Origin of the sequence: Shewanella xiamenensis (genome assembly GCF_014647135.1) — a bacterium.
GTDB classification, from domain to species: domain Bacteria; phylum Pseudomonadota; class Gammaproteobacteria; order Enterobacterales; family Shewanellaceae; genus Shewanella; species Shewanella xiamenensis.
Map to the genome: position 1 here is coordinate 352,154 of NZ_BMOP01000002.1, position 24,286 is coordinate 376,439.

Sequence of the window (24,286 nt, forward strand, 5' to 3'; positions counted from 1 at the left end):
TTGCTGGCTTTTTTATTGTATCTCATTAATAAAATAAACATTTCAAGAAGCAACCACCACTAAAGTGATAGTTAAGATCAATGACATATCATCCAAATTTCATTTCAAGTTAACACAAATGAAACATAATTCTTGCACCCTGTTTTGAAAATATGTTATTTAATCGCTGACAAAACATACAACAACAGGAGGTTACCATGGATCGTTTAGATTATGGTTGTGCGCTAGATGAAGTTGTAGAAAGACCCGACCGTTCGCGTGGTGCTAATAAAAAGCGTAAGTGGCGCGAAATCGAGGCGTTAAAGGACAAACATCGTTTACTCAAGGAACTGCAAGAGATTGATAACAACTTTGATTACGATATAGACACCATCCAGTTGTAACCTGCTGTTTTTTTTTATTGACAGGATATAGAGAAAAAGCGCTTATGGCGCTTTTTCTGTTTTTACCCTTCAGATGACTTACAACCCCTAATCGGACGCTTTTAAATAGGAACGTAAGTCATCAAAGGCTTGCTGCTCTCGGTCAAGGAATAGCGGATCATCAATTAACGATGCTTGGCATTGTTGTTCAATCTCCTTCCAATCTTGCTCGGTTAAAGACTTCGCAAGTAAGGGGAAAATCTCCCGCTCTTCCATTTGCATATGTTTTTCTTGTAAGTCAACATATTCGGCAAAATCGGCAATCAGTTTATCCCTTGCGACAACAATGTCACTTAATATCAGGTTTAAAGTATTCATTAATGCCGATGAAGCCGCAGTCACAACTTGGTGCTCGGCACTTAGCTTGTCGATCTCATCATTCGCCTTATGTGCCAAATAATAAGCATAAATAATATCTTCAACGGGGTGATGGCTACGCTCAGCATATCCTTGCATATACTCAACGATGTCTCTCACAACAATAAAATTAATCGCCTCGCCTTCAACTAATTTCATCTGTTTATTTTTCAAGACATTCAATAGCACTGCTATATGTTTATGATCATGCATGAGTCTTTTGAGCATATCGCCTCCTGAACTTAGGACTGACTATTGATACTAGTCAAGTCGTTTATCAATATCCAATATAACAGGCGAGTTCCTGTGCACTTTATGACCATGATCAAGTAATTAACATTACGATCTGTAAAAAGTGTCCTAGATTAATACGACAACGTTAAGAATAAGATATTAATATCAGTGAGTGGCCTTAATGAGACCAGCCCACTGATTTACGCTTTATTTGCTCACAGAATGAAGCTGATGCTGTAGAGCTTTAAATTTCTCAATTGCCTTTGTGTCATCGGTAGATTCAGCATTGGTTTTAGACAACTCGGGATACTGCTTCACTAAGCTTTGCTCAAGAGCTAAGGCTTCCTGTATTTGCTTCGAGTCTATTAACGCCTGCAAACGTGTTAATGACGCCATCAACACATCTTTATCACGCAGCGCAGCTGTGGCTTCATCACTTTGAGGCAATGCACGCGCCCTTTGCGATAATGCTTGAGACTCTGCTTGCTGATTTTCCGGGGCTGACATCTTAGCTTCGGCCCTCATTGCTTCCCTTTGCCTACTTTGTGTTGCGGCATCTTCCATTCTCGCTTGACGCGCCATTTCGACTTGCTGATCAGCGTGATCTAACGGTGCTTGAGCGGGCATGGGCGCACTCATAGTCAACGCTGCTGGCGCGACTAACTCTTCCTCAAAATTGCCTCGGTTGAGGATCACTAAACCGACAACGAGCGCTAAGGAAGCGGCGCTCGATAACGCCCATGGGAAACGGCGCCACACAGGCGTAGCAGCAGGCTTTAGCTGGCTCACATTCATTTCAGCCAAATGAGCTTGTGATAGGCGCAAAATATCTTGGTCGAGCCGCTCGGGTGGCATTTCCAGTGCTTGCTTGTGATACCAAGCCGAGACTTCCTGACGTAGTGCCTCTTCTTCCGATGACAGAGTGGAATTACTCATGGCCAACCTCCTGCCATTTAGCATTGACACAATCTTTTAAGCTTTGATACGCGTAGCGAATGCGGCTCTTGGTCGCTTCGAGTGTCACCCCTGCGATATCGCTGATCACCGCTGCGGTAAAGCCCATTTCGATATTGAGAATAAAGGCCTCTTTCTGCACTTGGGGTAACAGGGCAATACAGGTTTTCAGTAACAGGCTCTTTTGCGTTTCCTGCCAATGTACATCGGGTTGTTCCTGCTCCGCCCCCACAAAGGTATCTAGCCCTTCCTCATTATCATGGCTAACTAAGTCGACGGGTTTGACAGCTCTAACGTGGTCAATCAACAGATTATGGGCAATCCGATAGAGCCAAGTAGTAAACTTAGCACTCGGCTCATAATTGGCGGCGGCACGGATCACCCTCCCCCAGGTTTCTTGATATAAATCTTCGGCTAACTGTTTGTCACCGAGTTGGCGCACAAAGTAACGGTACAAGGCGCCTTTGTGTTTGAGATAAAGCTGCTCAAACGCTTTGCCATCGCCTTTGGCATAGCGTTGCATTAACTGTTCATCGGTATGCTCATGGGCATGCATTTGCGGTATCGCCAGGGCCATGGCAGCTCCCTAATGGTTAACTAACTGAAACATAATAATTTGGCTCATTGTTGATGCGGTTTGTCCTCGGGCGGGAAAGGTTTATCTCCGGCATCAAAGGATTTTTTGATTGCTACTCGCTGTGTTTGTGCAAGCATTGCAGCGGTATCCACAAGCTGCATAAATTCATGTCGGTAGCCGCTGGTATCTTCCCCCAGCGCAGAACGAGTGAGCGCACTAAGCTTATTATAATCAAATTGATGCAAATAGTGACTTTGATTCAGTAACTGTCCTAATCCTGCCACCGCAGCGGCAAAGCGAAAATCATCACTCGCCTGTGCTAAGGATTTCACTTTTTGATCGGCACGGATTGGATAACTCAGTAACTGGCTTTGAGTGGCATCCGGTAGCTGATAACGTAATTTCAGATAGGCGATTTCATCGCGGCTATATTTTTCATTGCCCGTTTTGGGATTATACCCATAGCGAAGTTGATCATTAGACAAATTACCCGCATCAACATAACGCAGCTCGTAAAGTGCCGTGACGGTATGCCCAGCGCCTATTTCGCCCGCATCCACCTTGTCGTTATTAAAATCTTCACGCGCTAAGGCGCGGTTCTCATAACCGATAAGACGGTATTCGGCCACAAGAGCAGGATTAAACTCGACCTGCACTTTCACCTCTTTGGCTATGGTGAGCAAGGTTGCACTTAATTGTTCCACCAGCACTTTTCTCGCCTCATTGAGGGAATCGATATAGGCATATTGTCCATTGCCTTTATCGGCTAATTGCTCCATCAAATGGTCATTGTAATCACCCATGCCAAAGCCGAGCGTCGTTAACCCAATCCCTTGTTGTTTCTGTGCGCTAACCAAATCGATTAGCTCATCGAGATTGGTCGTGCCGACATTAAAGTCACCGTCGGTCGCAAGTATCACTCGATTAATGCCGCCTTTAACAAAGTGTTTCTGCGCTAACTGATAAGCAAGCAGAATCCCCTGCGCCCCATTGGTTGAACCACCCGCACTAAGCTGCTCTAACGCATAATGAAGAGTTTGACTGTCGTTACCCGCCGCGCCATCTAACACCACTCCAGCGGCGCCGGCGTAGACGACAATCGATACCTTATCCTGAGCATCCAGTTGCTGGGTCAGCATTTTCAAGGCAGTTTGCAACAGAGGTAACTTATCAGGCGATGCCATCGACCCTGACACATCTAGCAAAAACACTAAGTTACTGGCGCCCAGTTCAGCTTTACTCTGCTCATACCCCTTCAAACCAATGCGAAGTAACATCATGTCATCGTTATAGGGTGATGGAGCAAGCTCAGTCGTAACACTGAAGGGCGCCTCATTTTTCCTCGGCAGTGGATAGTCATAGGAAAAATAATTCAGCATTTCTTCAACCCGCAGCGTGTCCTTCTGTGGCAATCGCCCTTCCTTTAGCATTCGCCTTAACGTCGTGTAACTGCCGGTATCGACATCGATAGCAAAAGTCGATACAGGGATCTCCCCTGCGACCATGATGCCGTTTTGCACTTGCTTCTCGAATCGATTGCGCTCAGGTCGTACAGCCCCTGGCCAATCGCCGTTTAACGCGGGCACCGCACTGATACTGGCCGCAGGTTGAGCAATATACGATCGCCCCTCAGCATTCATTGTTTGCAGCCTAGCTAACGAGACTTGCTCCTGTATGGCGATTGCAGCATCCAATTGCCGATTGGCCTGACGCTTGGCACTTTCCTTAAGCTCTGCGCTTTGCTTAAGTTCTGCACTTTGCTTTAGCGCTGCTTGTTGCTCCGCGGCAATTTTTGCTTGAACTGCTAATTCAGTAGGGTTTTGCTGCTTCGCGGATTTATCACTGCAAGCAGTCAAGCCGAGTAGTACAGCGACTGTTAATCCCGAAACAACAAAGCTTAAATGCGTTTTATGGCGAAAGACTGGATATGGATATCTCATGATAGTGACCTAGTGATAGTGACCTCAATGGTTGATATCCCTATAAACGCAGCCTAAGCACAAAAGGGTTATTTGATAAGAGAAATCGCCACACTCACTTTGCCAAGCATACTATTTATTAAAAACAAAGACATTTAAGCGTCTTTTGCAACCATGATCACACAAGAACATTCTTCTGGACTCTAGAATAGAGCCTTGTAATAAGCCGCGTTTATGGACCCACTAGTGTCACACTCTGCTCATTTGTTTTCATTAAGAATTGCCCACGCCCTTAGCGAAGCGTGCGTAAAAGATAAATATTCGTTTAAACGTTTTGGACAAGATCTCATGGCGGGTCTGACCGTCGGGATCATTGCGATACCACTGGCAATGGCACTGGCGATAGCCAGCGGTGTCGCCCCACAATATGGCTTATACACCGCCATTGTCGGTGGTTTTATTATCGCCATGACAGGTGGCTCCCGTTATAGCGTCTCGGGGCCAACGGCCGCCTTCGTCGTCTTACTCTATCCCATCGCCCAACAATTTGGGTTGGCGGGACTGCTGATCGCCACCGTCATGTCTGGCATGATGCTGGTTGCCATGGCGATGTTAAGACTGGGTCGATTAATCCTATACATTCCTGAATCGGTCACCTTAGGCTTTACCGCAGGGATTGGGGTGGTGATAGCAACCTTGCAGCTAAAAGACTTCTTCGGTCTGCATATAGAGCACATGCCAGAGCAATATTTTGCCAAACTCATGGCACTAGGTCAGGCATTGCCTGCACTTCACCTACCAAGCTTATTAGTGGCTGCTGCTACCTTAGCCACTATGCTACTCTGGCCTAGATTAAAAATCCCAGTACCTGCCCACCTTCCGGCCATCGTTTTGGGTAGTATTCTCGCTTTAGTGTTAAATGCTATGGGCGCTGATATTGAGACCATAGGAACACGTTTCCATTACCAATTAAGCGACGGCAGTGTCGGCACAGGTATCCCTGCGGTTCTCCCCCACTTTGAATGGCCTTGGTTACAAACTGGCGCCAATGGTCAAACCTTTGAATTTAATCTGGCCACTTTTCAAGCCTTACTCCCTGCCGCCTTCGCGATTGCCATGTTAGGTGCCATAGAATCGCTGCTATGTGCCGTTGTGCTTGATGGTATGACAGGCAAGCGCCATAGCGCGAACAGCGAGCTTCTCGGCCAAGGGATAGGCAATATTATCGCCCCCTTCTTTGGCGGGATCCCAGCAACCGCGGCGATTGCCCGCAGTGCGGCAAACGTTAAAGCGGGTGCTCAGAGTCCGATCGCATCGATGATCCATGCCATAGTGGTCTTGGTTGGTTTAGTCGCGCTCGCAGGAGTACTTGCCTACTTACCTATGTCGGCCATGGCCGCATTATTACTGGTTGTAGCTTGGAATATGAGTGAAGCCCCAAAAGCAGTGCACTTACTGAAAACTGCGCCCACCAGCGATATATTGGTGTTTTTAAGCTGTTTTTCACTCACGGTGATATTCGATATGGTGATCGCCATCAGCGTGGGGATTATTTTAGCCGCGCTACTATTTATGAAAGAAATCGCGGAGATGACCAAGCTGTATGATATCAGTAGCAACAAGCGTTATATCGATCAGCCTCTGCCCGCCGACTGGGCCGTGCTCAAAATTAATGGCCCGCTATTTTTTGCCGCTGCCGATCGTATTTTTGCCGAAATAGCCAGCCTCACTCAAGATAAACAAGTGATTGTACTTTACTTAGATGGGGTATCGATTCTGGATGCAGGCGGTCTTGCAGCACTCAATAAACTGATTGAAAAATGTAAGCATAACCATACTAAGTTGATTATTGCCGATTTGCAGTTTCAGCCCATTCGCACCCTTGCAAGGGCTAAAGTGCAACCGATTGAAGGGATACTGAAGTTTTATCCTACCCTGCGGGAAGCCTTAGCCGAAGCGCCATCATTTGAGCATATCGTCGAATCTAATCCAGCAGCAACCCACTAATTGCAAATTGATATTTTATCCCCAACGCACAGTATCTACGTTGGGGTATAGGGTTTATTTAGGCCAATTCAACGAACACTTTATCCATCCTAAAGGCACTATTTTTACGCGCAAAAAACGCCAGAAATCGGGCTTTACATGGTATTATTCTGCGCCATGATGCTCCCAGCTCTTACAGGAGCCGCGAACATCGACTGTACCCAGACCTGAAACAAGGTCGAAATATAATTAAAATTAGTGAGTTAAGGAGTTATCATGCAAGCCCTTGTTGCTGTTGTTATGGGTTCTAAGAGTGATTGGCCCACAATGGAAGCCGCCGCTGAGATCATGGATAAACTGCAAGTGCCTTACCATGTTGAAGTTGTATCAGCCCATAGAACGCCAGATAAGCTGATGGAGTTTGCAGCCGGAGCCGCTGACCGTGGTTTTAAAATTATTATCGGTGGCGCGGGCGGTGCAGCTCATTTACCCGGTATGATTGCCTCAAAAACTCGCTTACCTGTATTAGGTGTACCAGTACAAAGCAAAGCGCTATCGGGCATGGATAGCTTACTGTCTATCGTGCAGATGCCAAAGGGTATCGCCGTAGGCACACTCGCCATCGGTACCGCTGGAGCCTTTAACGCTGGTCTACTGGCCTGCCAAATTCTCGCCAATAACGATGCAGATCTTGCCGCACGTTTAGAAGCCTTTAGGGAAGAACAAACCCGCGCAGTACTGGACAATCCCGATCCGAGGGAAGCCTAATGACCCAAGCAAATGCAAAATCAAAGGTTTGGGTATTAGGGAATGGTCAACTCGGCGCTATGCTGACCCACGCAGGCGAGCCACTGGCTATTGATGTTCGCGCCGTCGATATCATGACGCCAACCGATGAAATCCTGCCGCTAGCGCCTCAGGATATTATCACCGCCGAACGCGAGCAGTGGCCAGAATCCGCCTTAAGCTTACAACTCAGTAGCCATCCGCATTTTGTTAACGGCCCAGTATTTAGCCGTTTGGCCGACCGTTACTGCCAAAAAAGCTTACTCGATCAGCTCCAAGTCCCAACGGCACCTTGGACACTTGTCGATGATAAGACCAACGTCGAAAACTTGTATCAAGCCTTTGGCCCACGCGTGTTGATGAAACGTCGCACGGGCGGTTACGACGGTAAGGGCCAACATTGGCTCAAACAAGCTGAAGCGGGTGACATCCCCCAAGATTGGCGCAACTTAGCCATTGCCGAACAAGCAATCAACTTCGATGAAGAAGTCTCCTTAGTCGGCGTGCGTACCCGTGAAGGTCAATGCGTGTTTTATCCATTAACACTCAACCTGCACCAAGATGGCATTTTGATGGCCTCAATTTCGCCACTGACTCGTCTGAATCACCTGCAAGCGCAAGCGGAAGGCATGCTGAGCGCTATTATGCATGAGCTGGAATATGTCGGCGTAATGGCGATGGAATGTTTCCGAGTTGGTGATAAGCTGCTGGTTAACGAGTTAGCGCCGCGGGTACACAACTCAGGCCATTGGACCCAAGCGGGTACCCATATGGATCAATTCCAACTGCATTTAAGAGCTTTGTGTGGGATTGCTATTCCGCAGCCACAGGTGAACTTTCAATGCGTGATGGTCAATCTGATCGGTATTGATAACGATCCTCGCTGGTTAAGCTTGCCTAATGCTGAGCTCTATTGGTACAACAAAGAGGTTCGCCCAGGCCGTAAAGTCGGGCACTTAAATCTTTCGGTGCCTAATACGGGCGTGTTAACAGATAGTATTGGCGCGTTGCAAACTTGGATGCCAAACCAATACCAAGCGCCCCTTGCGTGGATTTTAGCCGAGTTTGCGAAAGCCTAACCGAGCAGCGCAACTCACTGATAAGGGAATATATTTATTCCTTTATCAGTGAATTTATCAACTTCGTTATATACTTATTCTTACTCAGCGTGAATGAGTTAGTGATGTGGCGATTCAATCAGACTAACCGGAGCACGAATAAAGGAACTGCCGAGTGAAATTAAGGGATAATTTTAAACGTAAAACTATTGACCGCTTAGACTATCGCTATCACCTCTTATTGTTGATTGTACCGATAGTGCTTTTCGTTTTATTGTTCGTTTTTAATGCTCCGACAGAAGGCTGGACTATTCTCCCTCTGCTGTTTGTGTGCCTTATCTATGTCATTGCCTACAGCTTAATCTACTATCTCCACCAAGGGCGTTTAACTCGCCTATGGCAACATCTAGAGCAAGTTGTGAACATTAACGATGCCATTTACGAACTTGCCCACCTGTCGAGTCAGTATAAAAATGAACATGCATTTCTCGATGCCCTGTTGAATAAAGCCGTCTGTATTATTAACGGTGCAGAAATGGGCAGCATTATCAAAGTCAATGAAGATAACCATAGACTGCATTTCGAGTCAGTAGTTGGACTCGATCTTAATAAGCTAAAACAATTGAATTTTTCCCTTGAACAATCCTTCGAGTATCGACTCACCAAGGGTAAATGTGACCGTGTAGTCGTTGTGGATGATATGAAAAATATCAATGCCGCAAGCACGCTAACAGATGAACAGCAACAGGTGCTGCTTACAGCAGCCAAGCAACCGATACGCTCCACTCTCTCCAGCCCAATACGGATTGATGGCAAACTTTACGGTATGCTGAATCTCGATAGCAGTAGTGTTGGCGCCTTTAACGACTACGACCGTAATTTGGTCTCTATTCTTACCCACGAGGCCAGCAACGCCATTGCCCTGTATCAAAAGTCATTACAAATCACTAAACTCGCCAACTTCGACAACTTAACCGGACTCTATAACCGTAAAAACTTCGAAGATGCCCTGCAACATTGGCAACCTAAGGCTCAATTAGGCAGCTTTTTAGTGATCATTGATATGGATAATCTCAAAATTATCAATGATCAACAGGGACATCAGGTCGGCGATGTGGCAATAAAAGAAGTCGCTAAAACAATCCTAGGTTTCTGGAAACACAAAGGCATTATCTCTCGGTTTGGTGGCGATGAGTTTGTCGCCCTATGCCATGGCCCGCTTGAATTACTCGAAAACGATCTGGATGCCATGCGCCTTAAGTTACATCATGAGTCGCCGCTAAATCTCAATTTTAGTGTAGGCATCGCCCCTTACGATAATGATTGGGCTAAGTCTTTTAAACAGGCTGATAATGCAATGTATGAGCAAAAGCGCGGTAAAAAACAGGCCGTTAATGCACTCGAAGCCATAGCGGCTAATAATCAGCTGCCGCAATAAACATTCGGCAACAGCTTATAGTCAATAAGCTCCTCGTACATGGGCGCAAGGTTAATCAAAAAATAGTCGCCATAACCAAGAAGAATCTAAATCCTCCTTGCAGGTTTTATACTGAGCCGCATAACGTTTGGCTCTATCATCCACCTTAGCTGCAACCTTGACTAACCAAGCCTTAGACTTATAAGAGCCTCGACGATAACCTCCCCAACCTTCGTGGTAATTGAGGTACTGCGCCTTCGCATCCCATTTAGAAATTCCATTGATTTTATTGGTCTTGTAAATAAACCAGCCCATAAAATCCATGGCATCATCAAAATTACTGCGCGAAGACCAACTATTACCAGTCTCGCGAACATAGTCATCCCACGTCATGGATTTGGCCTGCGCATAACCATAGGCATCACTGGCTCGGCCAATGGGAATAAAGCCTAAAAAGTACTGCATAGGCGGCGCCGCATTATGTTTAAACGAGCTTTCTTGATACATCATTGCCAGAGGCACATGCACGGGTACGCCCCATTTATCGCGGGTATCCTTAGCGGCCTCGTACCATGAACGATGTTCTTGAAAAATATCGCAAAGGTTGTCAGGAGATTTTGGCGGAGAAGTGGCGCAACCAGACAGAAAACCTATGGATGCACATAACAGAGTTGTCGAAAGCCATTTCATTAAGCGCTTGTTCTCCAAAGAAGTAAAACTTGCCCATCATCGCACAGTGATAGAATGAGGCAAAGCACCAATCCTGTTTTTGGCGCTAAGATCACCTTCGCGCCTATTTCCAGGTCATACTCATTAACAGAAATGACAATCCATTGTTAAAACGAACTATTTTGTTTCAGGACTTAAATCAAACTGGCATTCATGATTTTCTTGTTGCCACACACCAGGCTCCCAATAGTTGGTATCTTTACCCATGTAGCGTTTATCCGTGTGGAATAATGCCCCTATGTGGTAACGCTGGTGCCCTTCGACCACTAACGTAAAGGTTTTTGGCGTTCGCGCGCTAAGGGACACCCCAAGGGATGGAGCATCAATTAACTCGGCAACGGTAAACTCATATTCCCCAGGTGCTAATTGATAATTAGGCTTTGAGACCACAGGCTTACCATCTAGATGAGTCACCACCACTCGATACCAATGGGTACTAGCATCGGGTTGTAAATAGCCCGATACCGTACCACAACTTAAATCATCTTCAGGGGATGAAGCGCAACCTGAGAGTAACGCAGTAGACCCAAGCAAACTGGCAGCGAGAATAAATGTCCGCATCTTCACACCTTGACTCATTAGGCTGGCGCGCCGAAATAGTCAGTCAGATAATCATCAAAGGATACCGCACTTTGCGCCGCTTCGATGTCCGCTTGCTTGTTAAGCGATGCTTGTGCCTCAGCTTGATAATCGCTGACAACCTCAGCTGATAAGGGGTAATCCATAAAATATTGATGATATTGCTGTGCCAATGACATCACCCACTGCCCATGATCTTGCCCCTTGGTTACCAATTGCTGAAGCACTTGGCCCGACAAGGTTTTTTGTGGGTCATTTACAGCTTCACGCCAATGGGCTAAGGCCACTTGGTAATCGTGTTTATCACCATCGAGTAACTTAGCCAATGAGTCCAAATGCTCAAAGAGATCCAAGAGCCACGTCTGCAATGGCCGCGTACCCGAATCGGTCATCAGTTCAAGCCCTGGTTTACGGCCTTCAAGCACAACTGACTTTAAGTTAGCACTTAAACGAGCTTCCTCTGCCGCATCTGATTTAGGAGAATCTGTTAATAAACAATAGAGTAAGAACAAGTCGAGGAAACGCACTTGGCTAGCCTCAATCCCAATCGGGCTAAAAGGGTTCACATCTAATGCACGTACCTCAATATATTCCACCCCTGCGCGGGCAAGGGCTTCAGAGGGTTTCTCACCACTTTTTGTCACCCGTTTAGCGCGGATAGGCGAGTAAAATTCGTTTTCAATTTGCAGCACATTAGCATTGAGTTGACGATATTCACCATCCACCTTGACGCCAATATTGGCAAAATTTGCCGATGGCATCTTAATTGCCGCTTTAATCCCCGCCAAATACTCAGGCAGAGAATTATAACTAATATTGAGATCTTCTTGCTCTTTATTGGTATAGCCCAAATCGCTCATCCGTAGCGACGTTGCATAGGGTAAATACAGTGTGCCGCGTCCCGACTTTTCAAAACGTAAATCGGTCTTTTGACCCTTGATAAATGAGCTACACAACGCTGGAGAGGCGCCAAACAAATAAGGCAACACCCAGACCAAACGGCGATAATTGCGGATAAGTCCAAAGTAAGACTCGGAGATAAAATCCTCAAAGCTCAAGCCTTTATCGCTCAGTTCATAGAGGCGTTGCCACAATTCCCGCGATACCGAGAAGTTAAAATGCACCCCAGAAATAATCTGCATCAAAGCGCCGTAACGATAAGTTAAGCCCTTACGATACAAGGTTTTCATCTTACCCGTGTTCGACGTACCGTACCGAGCAATGGGGATATTCGCCTCATCTTTTACATAGCAGGGCATGCTCACGGGCCAAAGACGCTGACCATGCAAATGCCGCACACTATAGGCATGGGTCTGGGTCAAGCCTTGCAATAGCGGCTCAACCTGATTATTCACCGGAGTAATAAATTCAAGCAGTGCTTCACTGTAGTCAGTTGTAATACGCGAGTGAGTCAAGGCCGACCCTAACTCGATGGGGTGACCATCTAGCGCAAGGTAGCCAGATTCATCAATACGTAGCGCCTCACGCTCAATTCCACGTTGCATGCCAAGGAGTGCGGCACGCCCTTGAGCGTCCGAGAAATGTTGTACTAATTCATTGAATGGCTTCAATTTGCGCTTCTCTGATTGGTGGTTCGCTATCGCGACAAGGTTAACAGTCAGACCTTTATTTTGAGGCTTATCTTTCAAAATACGCCTCAAAATAAATCTAAACCTGTCCATGGGGCAAGCCAAATTACATTCTTCTGCGATTAAACGCAGACGGTGACAGCTAATGCTGTCACCGCCATACACTTTAACGCTTTAGACAACAGCCACTTTGTGCTGCACGATTAACTTGTCTGCAATTTATACCCAAACAACCTAAAGAGGTTGAAACTTGTATCTTTGGGTTTGTTAGGTATATAAGGCCAAAAAGCTAATTTACAATACTAAAGTTTCAATTGGATAGCCTAAAGTTGCCAAATCCGCTTCAATTTTAGCCTTGTCACCAACAACCAAGATGATCATTTGTGAGATATCTAGCTCGGAAGCCGCGAGGGCATTGAGTTCATCTTTTGTTACAGTATTTATAATTTTGTCCTGCTCGGTAGTAAAATCTTGGCTTAATTGATAACGCTGAATCATCCGCATAAAACCCGCCTTCTGATAAGGCGTCTCATAATCTAACGCCTGCCCTTGGGAAACCGAGTTTCGCATAAAGGTCAGCTCCGCATCAGTCATCCCTTGCTGCTGATAAGCTTTGATTTCTTTAATAAACTCATTTAAGGCTTTAGCAGTTACATCAGTACGCACATCGCTAGAGGCGATAAACTCCCCCGCTTCCCCCGCGCCCGAAAAGCTTGTACGCGCGCCATAGGTATAGCCCTTATTCTCACGTAGGTTAAGGTTAATACGACTATTAAAAGCCCCCCCTAGAGGGTAGTTCATTAAATACGATTTAAAATAATTGCCTGTTGCATCATAGGGTAAGGCGCGTTTCGCAATATTGATCACCGACTGAGCCGCACCCGGTTTATCAATCACGTAAATACTCCCCCCTTTAAGCGCAGGGAATGATTTGAGCGGCGGCAATACACTGGCCTCACCTTGCCATTGACTTAATCCTGCAAGTTTTGGTAGCAATGCGCTTTCAGGCAGATTTGCCACAGTAATAATTTTGGCATTAGCACCACGATACTGCTCGGCGTAAAATGCCTTCACATCCGCAAGTGTCAGCGCGCCTACTGAATCTAACGTTCCCGCATCACTCACCCCAAGGGCGTTATTGTTACCATAGAGCAAGCTATACAGCGCAGCACTGGCCTGATAACTCGGATTAGACTGCATATGCTGAATTTGCTGGAGTTGTTGCTGTTTAACCCGAGCAAAATCGGCCTCATTGAAGGCAGGCTCAAACAGCTTTTCTTCTAAGATGGCTAATGTTTCATCCAAATGCTCGGTGAGCGCTGAAACTTTAATCGTGCTTTGATACTCAGATGCACTAAAATCGACCGTACTACCTAACATCTCAAGCGCCTGTGACAATTGTTCACTGCTACGCTTTTGGGTCGATTCATTGAGCATTTCCGCAGTTAAGCTTGCCAGTCCCGCCTTTTCGACGGGGACGAGTCGATGACCACCGTTAAGATAAATCACCAACTCAACCGTTGGTGTCTCGGCGCTTTGAGTGCCCATCACTTCAATGCCATTGGCTAACTTACTGGTCCAGATTTGCGGCACTTTCAGCACAGGCGCAGCCCCCGTTGCGGGCATTTTTGAACGATCAAAGCTTGAAACCAATTTAGCGGTAGGTAATTCACCTTCAACCGCCGTTTGGGCGACCGGCAGCGTTTGGGCAGTGAAGTTATCGGGATGGGCAACTAAGGCCTTCATACCCTGCGGCACCACACTCATCACCACCATAGGTTTGTCTTTGATGTATTTTTTAAATACGCGCATCACATCGTCTTTAGTGACATTAGCGTAACGAGCAAGGTCAGAAGCTATTTTATTCGGCTCACCAAACAAGGTTTGATTTAGCGCCAAAGTCGATACTTTTCCTTTGACACTTTGCAGACCAAATATGCTATCGGCCTCAAACTGGACTTTTACTTTTTGCAAGTCTTCGTCGGTCACGCCGCGCTGCTCGAACTCATTAATAGATGCCAAGATCCGTTGCTCAAGCTCAGCAAGCGTCGTCCCTTTTTGTGGATTAGCTAGGGCGTAAATCGACATCTGGCATGCCAACTCCTGACAGGGTTGGCTCACGCTGGCCTGCACTGCATAACCATCCTTCACCAGATTTTTATAGATTAATGAGGTTTTCCCTCCACCTAAAATATTGGCTAATAAATCCAGCGCAGCCTCATCGGGATGACTGGCATACACGGTCGGAAACCCTATACGGATCAGCGGTAAATGTACGTTATCTTCCATCGAAATATAGCGGGTCTTATCAAGCGTAACTAAGGTCTTAGGTTCAGACTGAACCTCTGGGCCTCGGGGGATTTCGCCAAAGTATTTATTTACCCAAGCTAAAGCTTGCTGCTCATCAAAATCGCCACCAATCGTCAGCGTGGCATTATTAGGGCCGTACCAGCGCTGGAAAAAGTGCTTAACATCATCCACTGTGGCGCGGTTAAGATCCTCTGGCCAGCCAATAACAGGCCAGGAATATGGATGTCCAACTGGAAACATAGCTTGATTAAAACGCTCGCTCATTCGGCCATAGGGTTGATTATCAATCCGTTGAGCGCGCTCATTTTTTACCGTCTCACGCTGCACTTCAAATTTCTCACTGGTCAGCGCTGGCAATAAAAAGCCCATACGGTCAGACTCAAGCCACAGCATTTTTTCGAGCTGATTGCTAGGGACTGTCTCAAAATAGTTGGTTCTATCAGTATTAGTGGAACCGTTAAGCATTCCACCCGCCTCGGTCACCACCTCAAAATGCTGCTCATCGGCAACGTGCTCTGAGCCTTGGAACATCATATGTTCAAATAAGTGGGCGAATCCTGAGCGGCCGGCAAGCTCACGGGCTGAGCCGACATGATAAGTCACATCAACATGCACTAGAGGATCAGAGCGATCCTGATGCAAAATTACGGTAAGGCCATTAGCAAGCTGATATTTTTTATAGGGAATACCGACTTGTGAATCTGTGAGTTGCACATTTTCAATTAATCTTATACCTGTAGGTATTTGGGTTGAAGTTTCAGAGGCACAGCCTGCAAGTGCAGCGGAAATCGCAACCGCTAGTATCCATTTTTTCAAAGTATTCCCCTTATACATCAATGGGCTAAAAATTAGCTCAGCTCAAAACCTTTTATCCACAATCACTTAAGACGCTTAAATATCAGCAAAGTTCCAAGCAATACAATGACTTCCTTTACTAAATCCCGCCCTTTAACCGAACAACTCCGTTAATAAATCAACCAAGCCAGTGTAATGTCACTGCTGCAACCATAAGATAACGAACTGTTTTACCGATAAAAATCATACTCAACGCGGGTAACATGGGTAGCTTTAACCAACCCGCAAGTAAACATAATATATCCCCGATAATCGGTGCCCACGACAGTAATAAGGACCACACGCCATAACGCTCGATAAGTGTTAAGGCTTTGGCATGTTTGCCTTCACTCAATGCCTCTGGGGACTTAGCAAACCGCCCTAAACGTCCAAGATAAAAACTTGTCATCGCCCCTAAGGTATTACCAATACTGGCTACAGCAACTAATACTAACCAAGCTTGCGGGACTTTATTTAACAGGGCGACGAGCAAAACTTCAGATCCACCCGGTAACAAGGTGGCCGCCAAAAAAGCTCCCGAAAACATGACAATTAAGTCCGACATAAAAACTTACTCTATGAAATTAATAATTTTTTACATTAAATATTGGGTTACAACCTTGACGTTAAAACGATGTAAAAACCAACTATTTCACAACAAACTCATTTATCACAATAAGTTATAAGAAAATCGGTTTGTTATAACCCTGTCACTGCCGATACAATGCCTTTAATGGCAGAAATTGTCCTGTACCTGACGCGCCGCTTGGTATAAGTTCATTTACTTCAAGTGGATACACATACTAGCATCTCAGGTCTATGGGCTTGTAATGATATATTTTTGGAAAACGCATGATCCTTCAAACTATTAGCCGCATCCCTTTTTGGCAAAAAGTCCTCACAGGCTTTATCTTAGGTGCGCTCGTTGGCGTGTTATTAGGCGAAAGCGCAACTGTGCTTAAACCGCTTGGCGATCTATTTATTAGCGCGATTAAGATGCTAGTTGCGCCACTGGTCTTCTGCGCTATCGTGGTAAGTATTACCTCGCTAGGCTCTCAAACCAATCTAAAACGCTTAAGCCTTAAGACCTTAGGCATGTTTATGCTAACAGGTACAATCGCCTCGTTAATCGGCTTAGCCGTTGGTTCGCTTATTGATATGGGCGGCACGATGCAACTGGCCACCACTGAAGTGCGTGAGCGCAATATACCCGGGTTTGCGCAGGTGCTACTCGATATGATCCCTGTCAATCCATTTGCCTCACTGGCCGAAGGTAAAGTACTACAAATTATTGTGTTTGCCGCTTTAGTCGGAATTGCCATCAACAAGGTTGGCGAGAAGGCTGAGCCGCTTAAACGCACAATTGAAGCGGGCGCCGAAGTGATGTTTCAACTGACTCGCATGGTGTTAAAACTCACCCCAATTGGTGTATTTGGTTTGATGGCTTGGGTGGTGGGTGAATATGGTTTATCGACCCTATTACCTCTAGGTAAGTTTATCGCCGCAATCTATATTGCAGCCCTGATACATATGATTTTTGTGTATGGTGGCTTTGTGAAATTTGCAGGCTTAAGCCCTATGCAATTTTTCCGCAAGGCCATGCCTGCGCAATTAGTGGCTTTTAGTACCTCTTCAAGCTTTGGCACGTTGCCAGCCAGCACTAGAGCGGTTGAAACCATGGGCGTTTCTAAGCGCTACAGCGCCTTTGTTATGCCGCTCGGTGCCACCATGAACATGGATGGCTGTGGTGGTATCTATCCTGCAATTTCGGCGATTTTTATCGCGCAGATTTATGGCATTCCACTCGATACCTTAGATTATGTGATGATTGCCGTCACCGCCACGGTTGCCTCTGTCGGTACTGCTGGCGTGCCAGGCAGCGCAATGGTGATGTTAACAGTGACCTTAGGTGTGATTGGGTTACCGCTCGAAGGTATTGCCTTTATCGCCGCAATCGACCGTATTATCGATATGATCCGCACCGCGACGAACGTAACTGGCGATATGATGACTGCCGTTGTGATTGGTAAATCAGAAAATGAGTTGGATATTGAACAGTTTAATGCCAAAGATACTCAAGCATCGTTAGCCTAATACCTTGGATTGAATCACTGTATACAAAAAACCACCTTAACTAAGGTGGTTTTTTTAGCCCTTTTAAAAGCCATGCATGCTGGTGCTCACCCTAAACCAACCGGCAATACTGTTACGTTGCGCCAAGGTTTTAGTCACCTCATGGGGAAAACGCTCGCTTAAGAAAATCACAAAGTGCCCCATTTTTGGCGCTATACGTTCAATCTCATTATCGGCTTCATCGTAAATAATCAGCTCGCCGCAGTCTGCTGGCGTCCAATCCGGATTTAAGAAAAACACCGTAGTTAAGATGCGGTTTTGACTGCCTTTTAGCGCATCCACATGCTTCTTATAAAAAGCGCCGGGTTGATACACAGCATAATGACTTTCATAGTCAAACAACCCCATAAATAAGCGACGATTGAGCCCATCCTTTAATTGCATCATCAAATCCAAATAGAGTGAATCAGGCTCATGCTGCTCCTCTAACCACTGAATCCGGTCACGACGAATATCGGGGTTAAGTTGTTGTTCTGCACCACGTCCGATGGAGGCCGCTTTCAACTCATGTATTTCTGTTGTTCGAACTTTTTCCAGCAATACTTGGCTTATATGACTAGGAACTAACTCGGGTAAAAAGATATAGCCTTTGTCTACCAAGGCGTCAGCGATCACATCCAGCACTGCTTCACTTAATTGCGAAACCATTAATGCTACATCCAATATAAAGAGGCTACGCTTTAGCTGTACTCAAGGGCTCAAAGGAGGGGAAACTGAGCCTGATTTTCGAGGGGCGTCGATACGGGATAAAGAAGTTATCCCACAGTCAAATGTGGCGGGATTTTAGAGTAAAGATTATCGAAAAACAATAGCGTAAAAAAAGGCTTGATAGGTTGCCCTACCAAGCCTTTGGCCTTTTTTACAATGACTCGTTTAGTCGACTAAACCACGACGTTTTAATAAGGCATCGGTCGTAGGTTTTTGACCAGTAAAGTGGATGTAATTCTGCATTAAATCTTCGCTGTTGCCTTTAGACAATACCGCTTCACGGAACTTATCGCCGTTTTCAGCTTTTAAGCCCCCATGTTGGCCCATATAGGCGAAGGCATCGGCGGCAAACACTTCTGTCCACAGGTAAGCGTAATAACCGGCTGAATAGCCACCCGAGAAGGCATGGCTAAAATAGCTCGACTTATAACGCGGTGGGATCGGCGCGAAATCGAGGCCATGTTTGGCTAACACTTGATGCTCAAACTGTTCCACATCCTTGATTTGGGTGTCGGCACCAATCGAGTGCCATTCCATATCCAGTAATGCAGCCGCTAAATACTCAACAGTATCAAAACCTTGACCAAATTTATTGGAGGCTAAGATTTTATCGAGTAAGGCTTTAGGAATAGGTTCACCGGTTTGGTAGTGTTTGGCGTAATTGGCAATGACCGCAGGGTCAATGTTCCAATCTTCGTTAACTTGAGACGGAAACTCCACAAAGTCGCGCGCCGTAGAGGTGCCCGCCACACTTGGGTATTTCACCTTGGAGAATAAACCATGCACCGCATGACCAAATTCGTGGAACATAGTGGTCACTTCATCGAAGGTCATCAAGGTTGGACCGTCAGCAGGTTTTGGGATATTCAGTGCGTTATATACCACAGGCTTAGTGCCTAGCAGGCCGCTTTGAGTGACAAACTCATCCATCCACGCGCCGCCGCCCTTACCTTCACGGGCATAAGGGTCAAGATAGAACAGACCAATAGAGCTGTTGTCTTTATCGAAAACCTCAAAGGCGAGCACATCGCTATGCCATACTGGTAAATCGGTGCGAGGTTTAATGCTAATGCCGTAGAGTTTGTGCATTGCGAAGAACAAACCATCCTTGAGCACTGAATTGAATTCAAAATAAGGTTTGATGCTGCTCTCGTCGAGGGCATACTTTTGTTGGCGCACTTTCTCGGCGTAATAAGCCCAATCCCAAGGTTGTAATTCAAAATTGCCGCCAGCTTTTTTGATTTCAGCTTGGATATCCGCCGCATCGGCCTTAGCGTGAGCCAACGCCTTAGGCGCCAAGTCATCTAAAATTTCATACACTGCGCTTGGCGTTTTAGCCATTTGGTCGGCCACGGCATAGGCAGCCCAAGTATCAAAGCCGAGTAAATTGGCTTTCTTGGCGCGCAACTGCGCCATCTTCACGATTAAAGGGCCATTGCTAGCAACGGCACGGTGGGCCGAGGTTTCCCAGACTTTTTGGCGCAGTTCACGATTATTTAAACTGGCTAAAATAGGCTGACGCGTCGTGTTCACTAAGGTAATCAAGTAACCCGTTTTACCCGCTGCTTGCGCTGCGGCCGCTAAGGTCGCGATTTCACTGTCAGATAAACCGTCTAGCTGTGCCTTGTCTGTCACGACAATCACATCGTCTTTAAATGACTTTAAGCTGTTTTGGGAAAACTCAGTCGCAAGGGTGGCCAACTCAGCGTTGAAATCACGCATTTGGGCTTTATCGGCATCGGATAATTTGGCCCCAGCACGCACAAACTGCTCGTAATAAAACTCGACTAGGCGCTTATCTTCAGCATTTAACGTGTCACGTTGTTGATAAACGGTTTCAACACGTGCAAATAAGCTTGGATCTAAATAAATGTTATCGCGATGAGCCGATAACTTAGGCGCTAAATCCGCCTCCGTTTTTTGAAAATTATCATCGGAGATCAAACCCGCGAGGTTAAAGAAGGTGCGTGACACTCGAGTCAACAACCCACCCGACGTTTCCATAGCTAAAATGGTATTCTCAAAGGTCGGTGCCTGTTTATTGCCAATAATGGCGGCGATTTCAGCCTCGTGCTCTTTTATCCCCTGCGCAAAGGCGGGGGCATAATCCGAGCTCTTGATCAAATTAAACTGTGGTGCTTGATCTTGTAATGGACTCTTACTTAATAACACATTGGTCGCATCTATTTGAGCTGGTGTTGAAGCAGCTTTGGCTGCGACAGCATTAGTAGCTTCAGTATTTACAGCAGAATTTTCAGAACAGGCGCCCAATAACAACGCCGCGGTAACAGCGGTAAAAATAACAGACTTACGCATATTAACTCCCTTAAGTGTCACTGCCCTGTCTTTATATTTTTTAAGTGAAAGGTGCGAGTAACGGATTTTGGCTTCTCTTCCAACGAGTGCATCTTCAAGGCACTGTCGTCGATGCACAACCTTAGCAAGTTAACCGCCATTCAGCCAAGCTTTCGACCAACGTATTCAAGGCTAAATTGTATCGCTTTATGTGTGACGAACCTCAAATAACATCATCAAGCGAGCACCACTGCCATGCCCACATTACATCTGAATAACAAAAATTATAAACAACATGATAAATATAAAAATAATTTAATTTAAAAATAATAAGTTACCTAAGAACAATTATAAAAACGCTAAAGGTTAACGCGATAACGATATAAAAATCGGCTTAAAACCAAACCATTTAAATAACAAATATTAATTATTTTTAACAAACAACCAATCCAAGTGTTTATCCAATAGACAAACAAAAATCACGTCATATATCGGTTGTAATTTAATCAATCGAATTCATTGTCACAATTTAATACAGCCTTTATCCAATTAATGTCACATTCAGATCATCAAATGTCTTTATAATCCTGTTCGTTAACTTAATGCTTCTGTAACTAATCGTTTTCAGAACAGTTTCAGAATATAAGTTAACAGGATGATGGGCATGCTCAAAAATAGAGCATGTATTAGGGTCACATAAATATAAATAGAGAAAACTATGTTAAATAAAAAACTACTCGCAGTGATGATCACTGCCGCCCTTGGTGTAAGCGCCTGTGGCTCAGATGATGAGCCAATTGTTCAAGCGGATTTACGTGTACTAGAAACCACCGATCTGCACACGAATATCATGGATTTCAACTACTACAGTGGTAAAGAAGACCCAACAATTGGTCTCGCGCGTACCGCAAGTTTAATTCATGCGGCTCGTCAGGAGTCCAAAAACAGTGTGCTCGTTGATAACGGTGATCTGCTTCAAGGCAGTCCAATGGGCGACTATATGGCTAAAGTCGGCCTGCAAATGGGTGATGTTCATCCGGCTTATAAAGCGATGAACCTACTAGATTATGAAGTGGGGAATATCGGGAATCACGAATTTAACTATGGTTTAGACTTTTTAAATAAATCACTTCATGGTGCTAAATTTCCTTATATTAACGCCAACGTATATTGTGCTGATGAAAACGGTTGTTGGAATAATGTGAAAAAAGGTGAGCATTTATTCACCCCATATATCATTAAAGAAAAACAAATTATCGATAACGAAGGAAATAACCAAACCATTAAGATTGGTTATATTGGTTTTGTGCCGCCACAAATCTTATTGTGGGATAAACAAAATCTTACTGGCAAAGTTAAGGTTGAAGATATCGTCGAGACAGCAAAGAAATATGTGCCTGAAATGAAGGCGAAAGGCGCTGATTTGATTATCGCGATCCCCCACTCTGGTATCGGTTCAACAGAGAATCCTGGCGATCCAATGGCGGAAAACGCTACCTACGCGTTAACGAATGTAAAAGATATTAATGCCATTATGTTTGGTCACAGCCACTCCATCTTCCCCGATGCCAAATATGCCGACCTACCTAATACAGATGTGACTAAGGGTCTATTAAACGGCGTCCCAGCCGTAATGCCTGGACGTTGGGGTGACAACTTAGGTGTGGTAGACTTTAAACTAGAGCGTAAAGACGGTAAATGGATGGTACTTAGTGCAACGACTAAGGCTCGTCCTATCTATGATGGCGCAACTAAAACGCCATTAGTGGAAGCAGACGCTGCCATTCATGATGCAGTCGCCGCCGAGCACCAAGGCACACTTGCCTTCGTGGATGAGCCAATTGGGGTTGCTGCCGCCGATATGTATAGCTTCTTGACCTTAGTGCAGGACGATCCAACGGTGCAAATCGTTTCCGATGCACAAATAGCCAACGTAAAAGCCAAACTCCCTGAGGCGTTAAAAGATCTGCCAGTCTTATCGGCATCTGCGCCATTCAAAGCCGGCGGACGCCATGGCACAACCAGCGATGCAGACCAATACGTGCAAGTGGATAAAGGCGCATTGACCTTTAAAAATGCTGCCGATCTTTATCTCTACCCCAATACCATGGTGGCGGTAAAGGCCACAGGTGCAGAGCTGAAAGACTGGCTGGAATGTTCCGCTAACCAGTTTAAGCAAATCGACCCAAGTAAAACAACGCCACAGGAGTTAATCAACTGGGACGGTCATCCAACCTACAACTTCGACGTACTCGATGGTTTAACTTATAAAATTGATGTCACTCAACCAAGTAAATTCGACCGTGACTGCGCTGTTGTCAACGCCAATGCTAACCGTATCGTCGATTTAAGCTATACCGATGAAAATGGCAAAGTATTCACTGGCGAAGAATTTGCAGCCAAAGAATTTATCGTGGCCTCAAATAACTATCGCGCCTTTGGTGGTAAGTTCGCCGGTACAGGCAGTGACCATGTGGTTCTGGAACTGCCAGATACCAACCGTGAAGCCTTAGCGGCCTATATCACAGCGCAATCTAAGTACAATGAAACAACAGGCAAGTACGAAGGCATGGTAAACCCAAGTGCTGACTACAACTGGGATTTCAAAACCATCAACACGAATGTGACCCTTGATATTCGCTTCCAAACCCAAGATAGCGATAAAGCCGCAACCTTTATCGAAGCGAATAAACAACGCGAAATGACCAAACTGAGTAAAGATGAACTCGGTTTTGCCGTGTACCGCATCAACCTAAGCCAGGATAAAGCAAAGTAATTTGCGTTACTTCCACTTAGATTAAGTTAAAGACAATTAGGTTTAACCTAGCTTCGTGCTGTGGATCAGAAAAGGCTCTTCGTGAGCCTTTTCTTTTAGTTTTATCCCTGCATACTCTAAACCTTAACAGAATAAACTAAATGAGTTTATTCCTTTGCCATCTAAGGTTTTGTGTAATCCGCTATCTCACTTATCATTAGTAAGTGATATAAACGAAGAGAAAGCCTATGAAATCCCCTTCTATACTGTGTGCATCAACCCTATTGCTTGCCAGCCTACAACCCGTTTGTGCCGAAGTCATTCTACAGCTTCCAAGCGATGTTGAGCTGCTCACCGTAAATGGACAAAAGCCATTAAACACCTCACCTGTTACGCTAAGTAATGGATTGAACCAAATCGCTTTTCGCTACAATGCTCAATACCGTAAACAGGCAAATTCAGTACGCTATCAATCGGACGTGCTGATCATTCGCTTTAATCAAACAGACCAAGAATTATACCATTCCGCATTGAAGTCTGATCTAATAGCAAGCAACCCAACAGCTTAAAATTGGATTATGAAACCTGAAACTGCTGAAAGTCTGCTTAGCCTCTCCAAAAGAGAAAAAAATCCGCATAAGCGC

19 protein-coding genes are annotated in these 24,286 nt (G+C 45.5%); 8 read left to right on the top strand and 11 right to left on the bottom strand.

Features of this window, described 5'->3' with window-relative positions:
* Positions 1 to 197: 197 nt before the first annotated feature.
* Positions 198 to 383: a DUF3545 family protein gene (locus IEY09_RS03125; RefSeq protein ID WP_037421244.1), complete on the top strand. Its 186-nt coding sequence runs from the start codon at positions 198 to 200 to the stop codon at positions 381 to 383.
* An 87-nt stretch (positions 384 to 470) separates the two neighbouring features.
* On the opposite strand, the gene IEY09_RS03130 is transcribed toward IEY09_RS03125, so the two are convergent.
* The 4 genes from IEY09_RS03130 to IEY09_RS03145 form a co-directional block, all read right to left on the bottom strand.
* Complete coding sequence (locus tag IEY09_RS03130) at positions 471 to 1,007, bottom strand: hemerythrin domain-containing protein (RefSeq protein ID WP_037421247.1); 537 nt, start codon at positions 1,005 to 1,007, stop codon at positions 471 to 473.
* Positions 1,008 to 1,220: 213 nt separating this feature from the next.
* Positions 1,221 to 1,949: a hypothetical protein gene (locus IEY09_RS03135; RefSeq protein ID WP_188869793.1), complete on the bottom strand. Its 729-nt coding sequence runs from the start codon at positions 1,947 to 1,949 to the stop codon at positions 1,221 to 1,223.
* Positions 1,942 to 2,544, bottom strand: a complete 603-nt coding sequence (locus tag IEY09_RS03140) for a sigma-70 family RNA polymerase sigma factor (RefSeq protein WP_037429652.1) — start codon at positions 2,542 to 2,544, stop codon at positions 1,942 to 1,944. Before IEY09_RS03140 ends, IEY09_RS03135 begins: the two co-directional genes overlap by 8 nt.
* Before the next feature lie 44 nt (positions 2,545 to 2,588).
* Entirely contained in the window at positions 2,589 to 4,484 is a 1,896-nt protein-coding gene (locus tag IEY09_RS03145) for a vWA domain-containing protein (protein ID WP_188869795.1), read from the bottom strand.
* Between the two features lie 225 nt (positions 4,485 to 4,709).
* Here IEY09_RS03145 and dauA point away from each other — a divergent pair, with 225 nt between their 5' ends.
* The 4 genes from dauA (at position 4,710) to IEY09_RS03165 (ending at position 9,731) form a co-directional block, all read left to right on the top strand.
* Complete coding sequence (gene dauA / locus IEY09_RS03150; RefSeq protein ID WP_037429656.1) at positions 4,710 to 6,470, top strand: C4-dicarboxylic acid transporter DauA; 1,761 nt, start codon at positions 4,710 to 4,712, stop codon at positions 6,468 to 6,470.
* A gap of 255 nt (positions 6,471 to 6,725) precedes the next feature.
* Positions 6,726 to 7,217: a 5-(carboxyamino)imidazole ribonucleotide mutase gene (gene purE, locus IEY09_RS03155; RefSeq protein ID WP_037421257.1), complete on the top strand. Its 492-nt coding sequence runs from the start codon at positions 6,726 to 6,728 to the stop codon at positions 7,215 to 7,217.
* Entirely contained in the window at positions 7,217 to 8,314 is a 1,098-nt protein-coding gene (gene purK, locus IEY09_RS03160; protein ID WP_188869797.1) for a 5-(carboxyamino)imidazole ribonucleotide synthase, read from the top strand. The genes purE and purK overlap by 1 nt, the downstream gene beginning before the upstream one ends.
* A 154-nt stretch (positions 8,315 to 8,468) precedes the next feature.
* Positions 8,469 to 9,731, top strand: a complete 1,263-nt coding sequence (locus IEY09_RS03165) for a sensor domain-containing diguanylate cyclase (protein ID WP_037421263.1) — start codon at positions 8,469 to 8,471, stop codon at positions 9,729 to 9,731.
* A gap of 51 nt (positions 9,732 to 9,782) precedes the next feature.
* Here IEY09_RS03165 and IEY09_RS03170 read toward each other — a convergent pair whose 3' ends face one another.
* From IEY09_RS03170 to IEY09_RS03190, 5 genes are all read right to left on the bottom strand, one after another.
* Positions 9,783 to 10,400 (bottom strand): transglycosylase SLT domain-containing protein, encoded by a 618-nt coding sequence (locus IEY09_RS03170; protein WP_037421266.1) that lies wholly within the window; start codon positions 10,398 to 10,400, stop codon positions 9,783 to 9,785.
* 156 nt (positions 10,401 to 10,556) lie between these two features.
* A complete protein-coding gene (locus IEY09_RS03175) occupies positions 10,557 to 11,000 on the bottom strand; it encodes a hypothetical protein (RefSeq protein ID WP_086024063.1) in 444 nt (147 codons plus the stop codon).
* Between the two features lie 17 nt (positions 11,001 to 11,017).
* Positions 11,018 to 12,667 (bottom strand): glutamate--cysteine ligase, encoded by a 1,650-nt coding sequence (gene gshA, locus IEY09_RS03180; protein WP_047536893.1) that lies wholly within the window; start codon positions 12,665 to 12,667, stop codon positions 11,018 to 11,020.
* Between the two features lie 234 nt (positions 12,668 to 12,901).
* Positions 12,902 to 15,751: a M16 family metallopeptidase gene (locus tag IEY09_RS03185; protein WP_188869799.1), complete on the bottom strand. Its 2,850-nt coding sequence runs from the start codon at positions 15,749 to 15,751 to the stop codon at positions 12,902 to 12,904.
* A gap of 139 nt (positions 15,752 to 15,890) precedes the next feature.
* Positions 15,891 to 16,316: a YqaA family protein gene (locus IEY09_RS03190; protein WP_037421279.1), complete on the bottom strand. Its 426-nt coding sequence runs from the start codon at positions 16,314 to 16,316 to the stop codon at positions 15,891 to 15,893.
* 287 nt (positions 16,317 to 16,603) lie between these two features.
* On the opposite strand from IEY09_RS03190, the gene IEY09_RS03195 reads away from it, so the two are divergent.
* Positions 16,604 to 17,845 (top strand): dicarboxylate/amino acid:cation symporter, encoded by a 1,242-nt coding sequence (locus IEY09_RS03195; protein WP_037421282.1) that lies wholly within the window; start codon positions 16,604 to 16,606, stop codon positions 17,843 to 17,845.
* Positions 17,846 to 17,908: 63 nt separating this feature from the next.
* Here IEY09_RS03195 and IEY09_RS03200 read toward each other — a convergent pair whose 3' ends face one another.
* The gene (locus tag IEY09_RS03200) at positions 17,909 to 18,532 is read right to left on the bottom strand and encodes a 2OG-Fe(II) oxygenase (protein WP_099457624.1); all 624 of its coding nucleotides are present in this window, start codon (positions 18,530 to 18,532) and stop codon (positions 17,909 to 17,911) included.
* Between the two features lie 225 nt (positions 18,533 to 18,757).
* Positions 18,758 to 20,908: a M3 family metallopeptidase gene (locus IEY09_RS03205; protein WP_172587984.1), complete on the bottom strand. Its 2,151-nt coding sequence runs from the start codon at positions 20,906 to 20,908 to the stop codon at positions 18,758 to 18,760.
* Positions 20,909 to 21,605: 697 nt separating this feature from the next.
* Here IEY09_RS03205 and IEY09_RS03210 point away from each other — a divergent pair.
* Both IEY09_RS03210 and IEY09_RS03215 read left to right on the top strand, forming a co-directional pair.
* Positions 21,606 to 23,663 carry a bifunctional 2',3'-cyclic-nucleotide 2'-phosphodiesterase/3'-nucleotidase gene (locus tag IEY09_RS03210; protein ID WP_172587983.1) on the top strand — a complete coding sequence of 686 codons (2,058 nt, stop codon included), beginning with the start codon at positions 21,606 to 21,608 and terminating at the stop codon, positions 23,661 to 23,663.
* Between the two features lie 227 nt (positions 23,664 to 23,890).
* Positions 23,891 to 24,211 carry a DUF2057 family protein gene (locus IEY09_RS03215; RefSeq protein WP_229777660.1) on the top strand — a complete coding sequence of 107 codons (321 nt, stop codon included), beginning with the start codon at positions 23,891 to 23,893 and terminating at the stop codon, positions 24,209 to 24,211.
* Positions 24,212 to 24,286 lie beyond the last annotated feature (75 nt).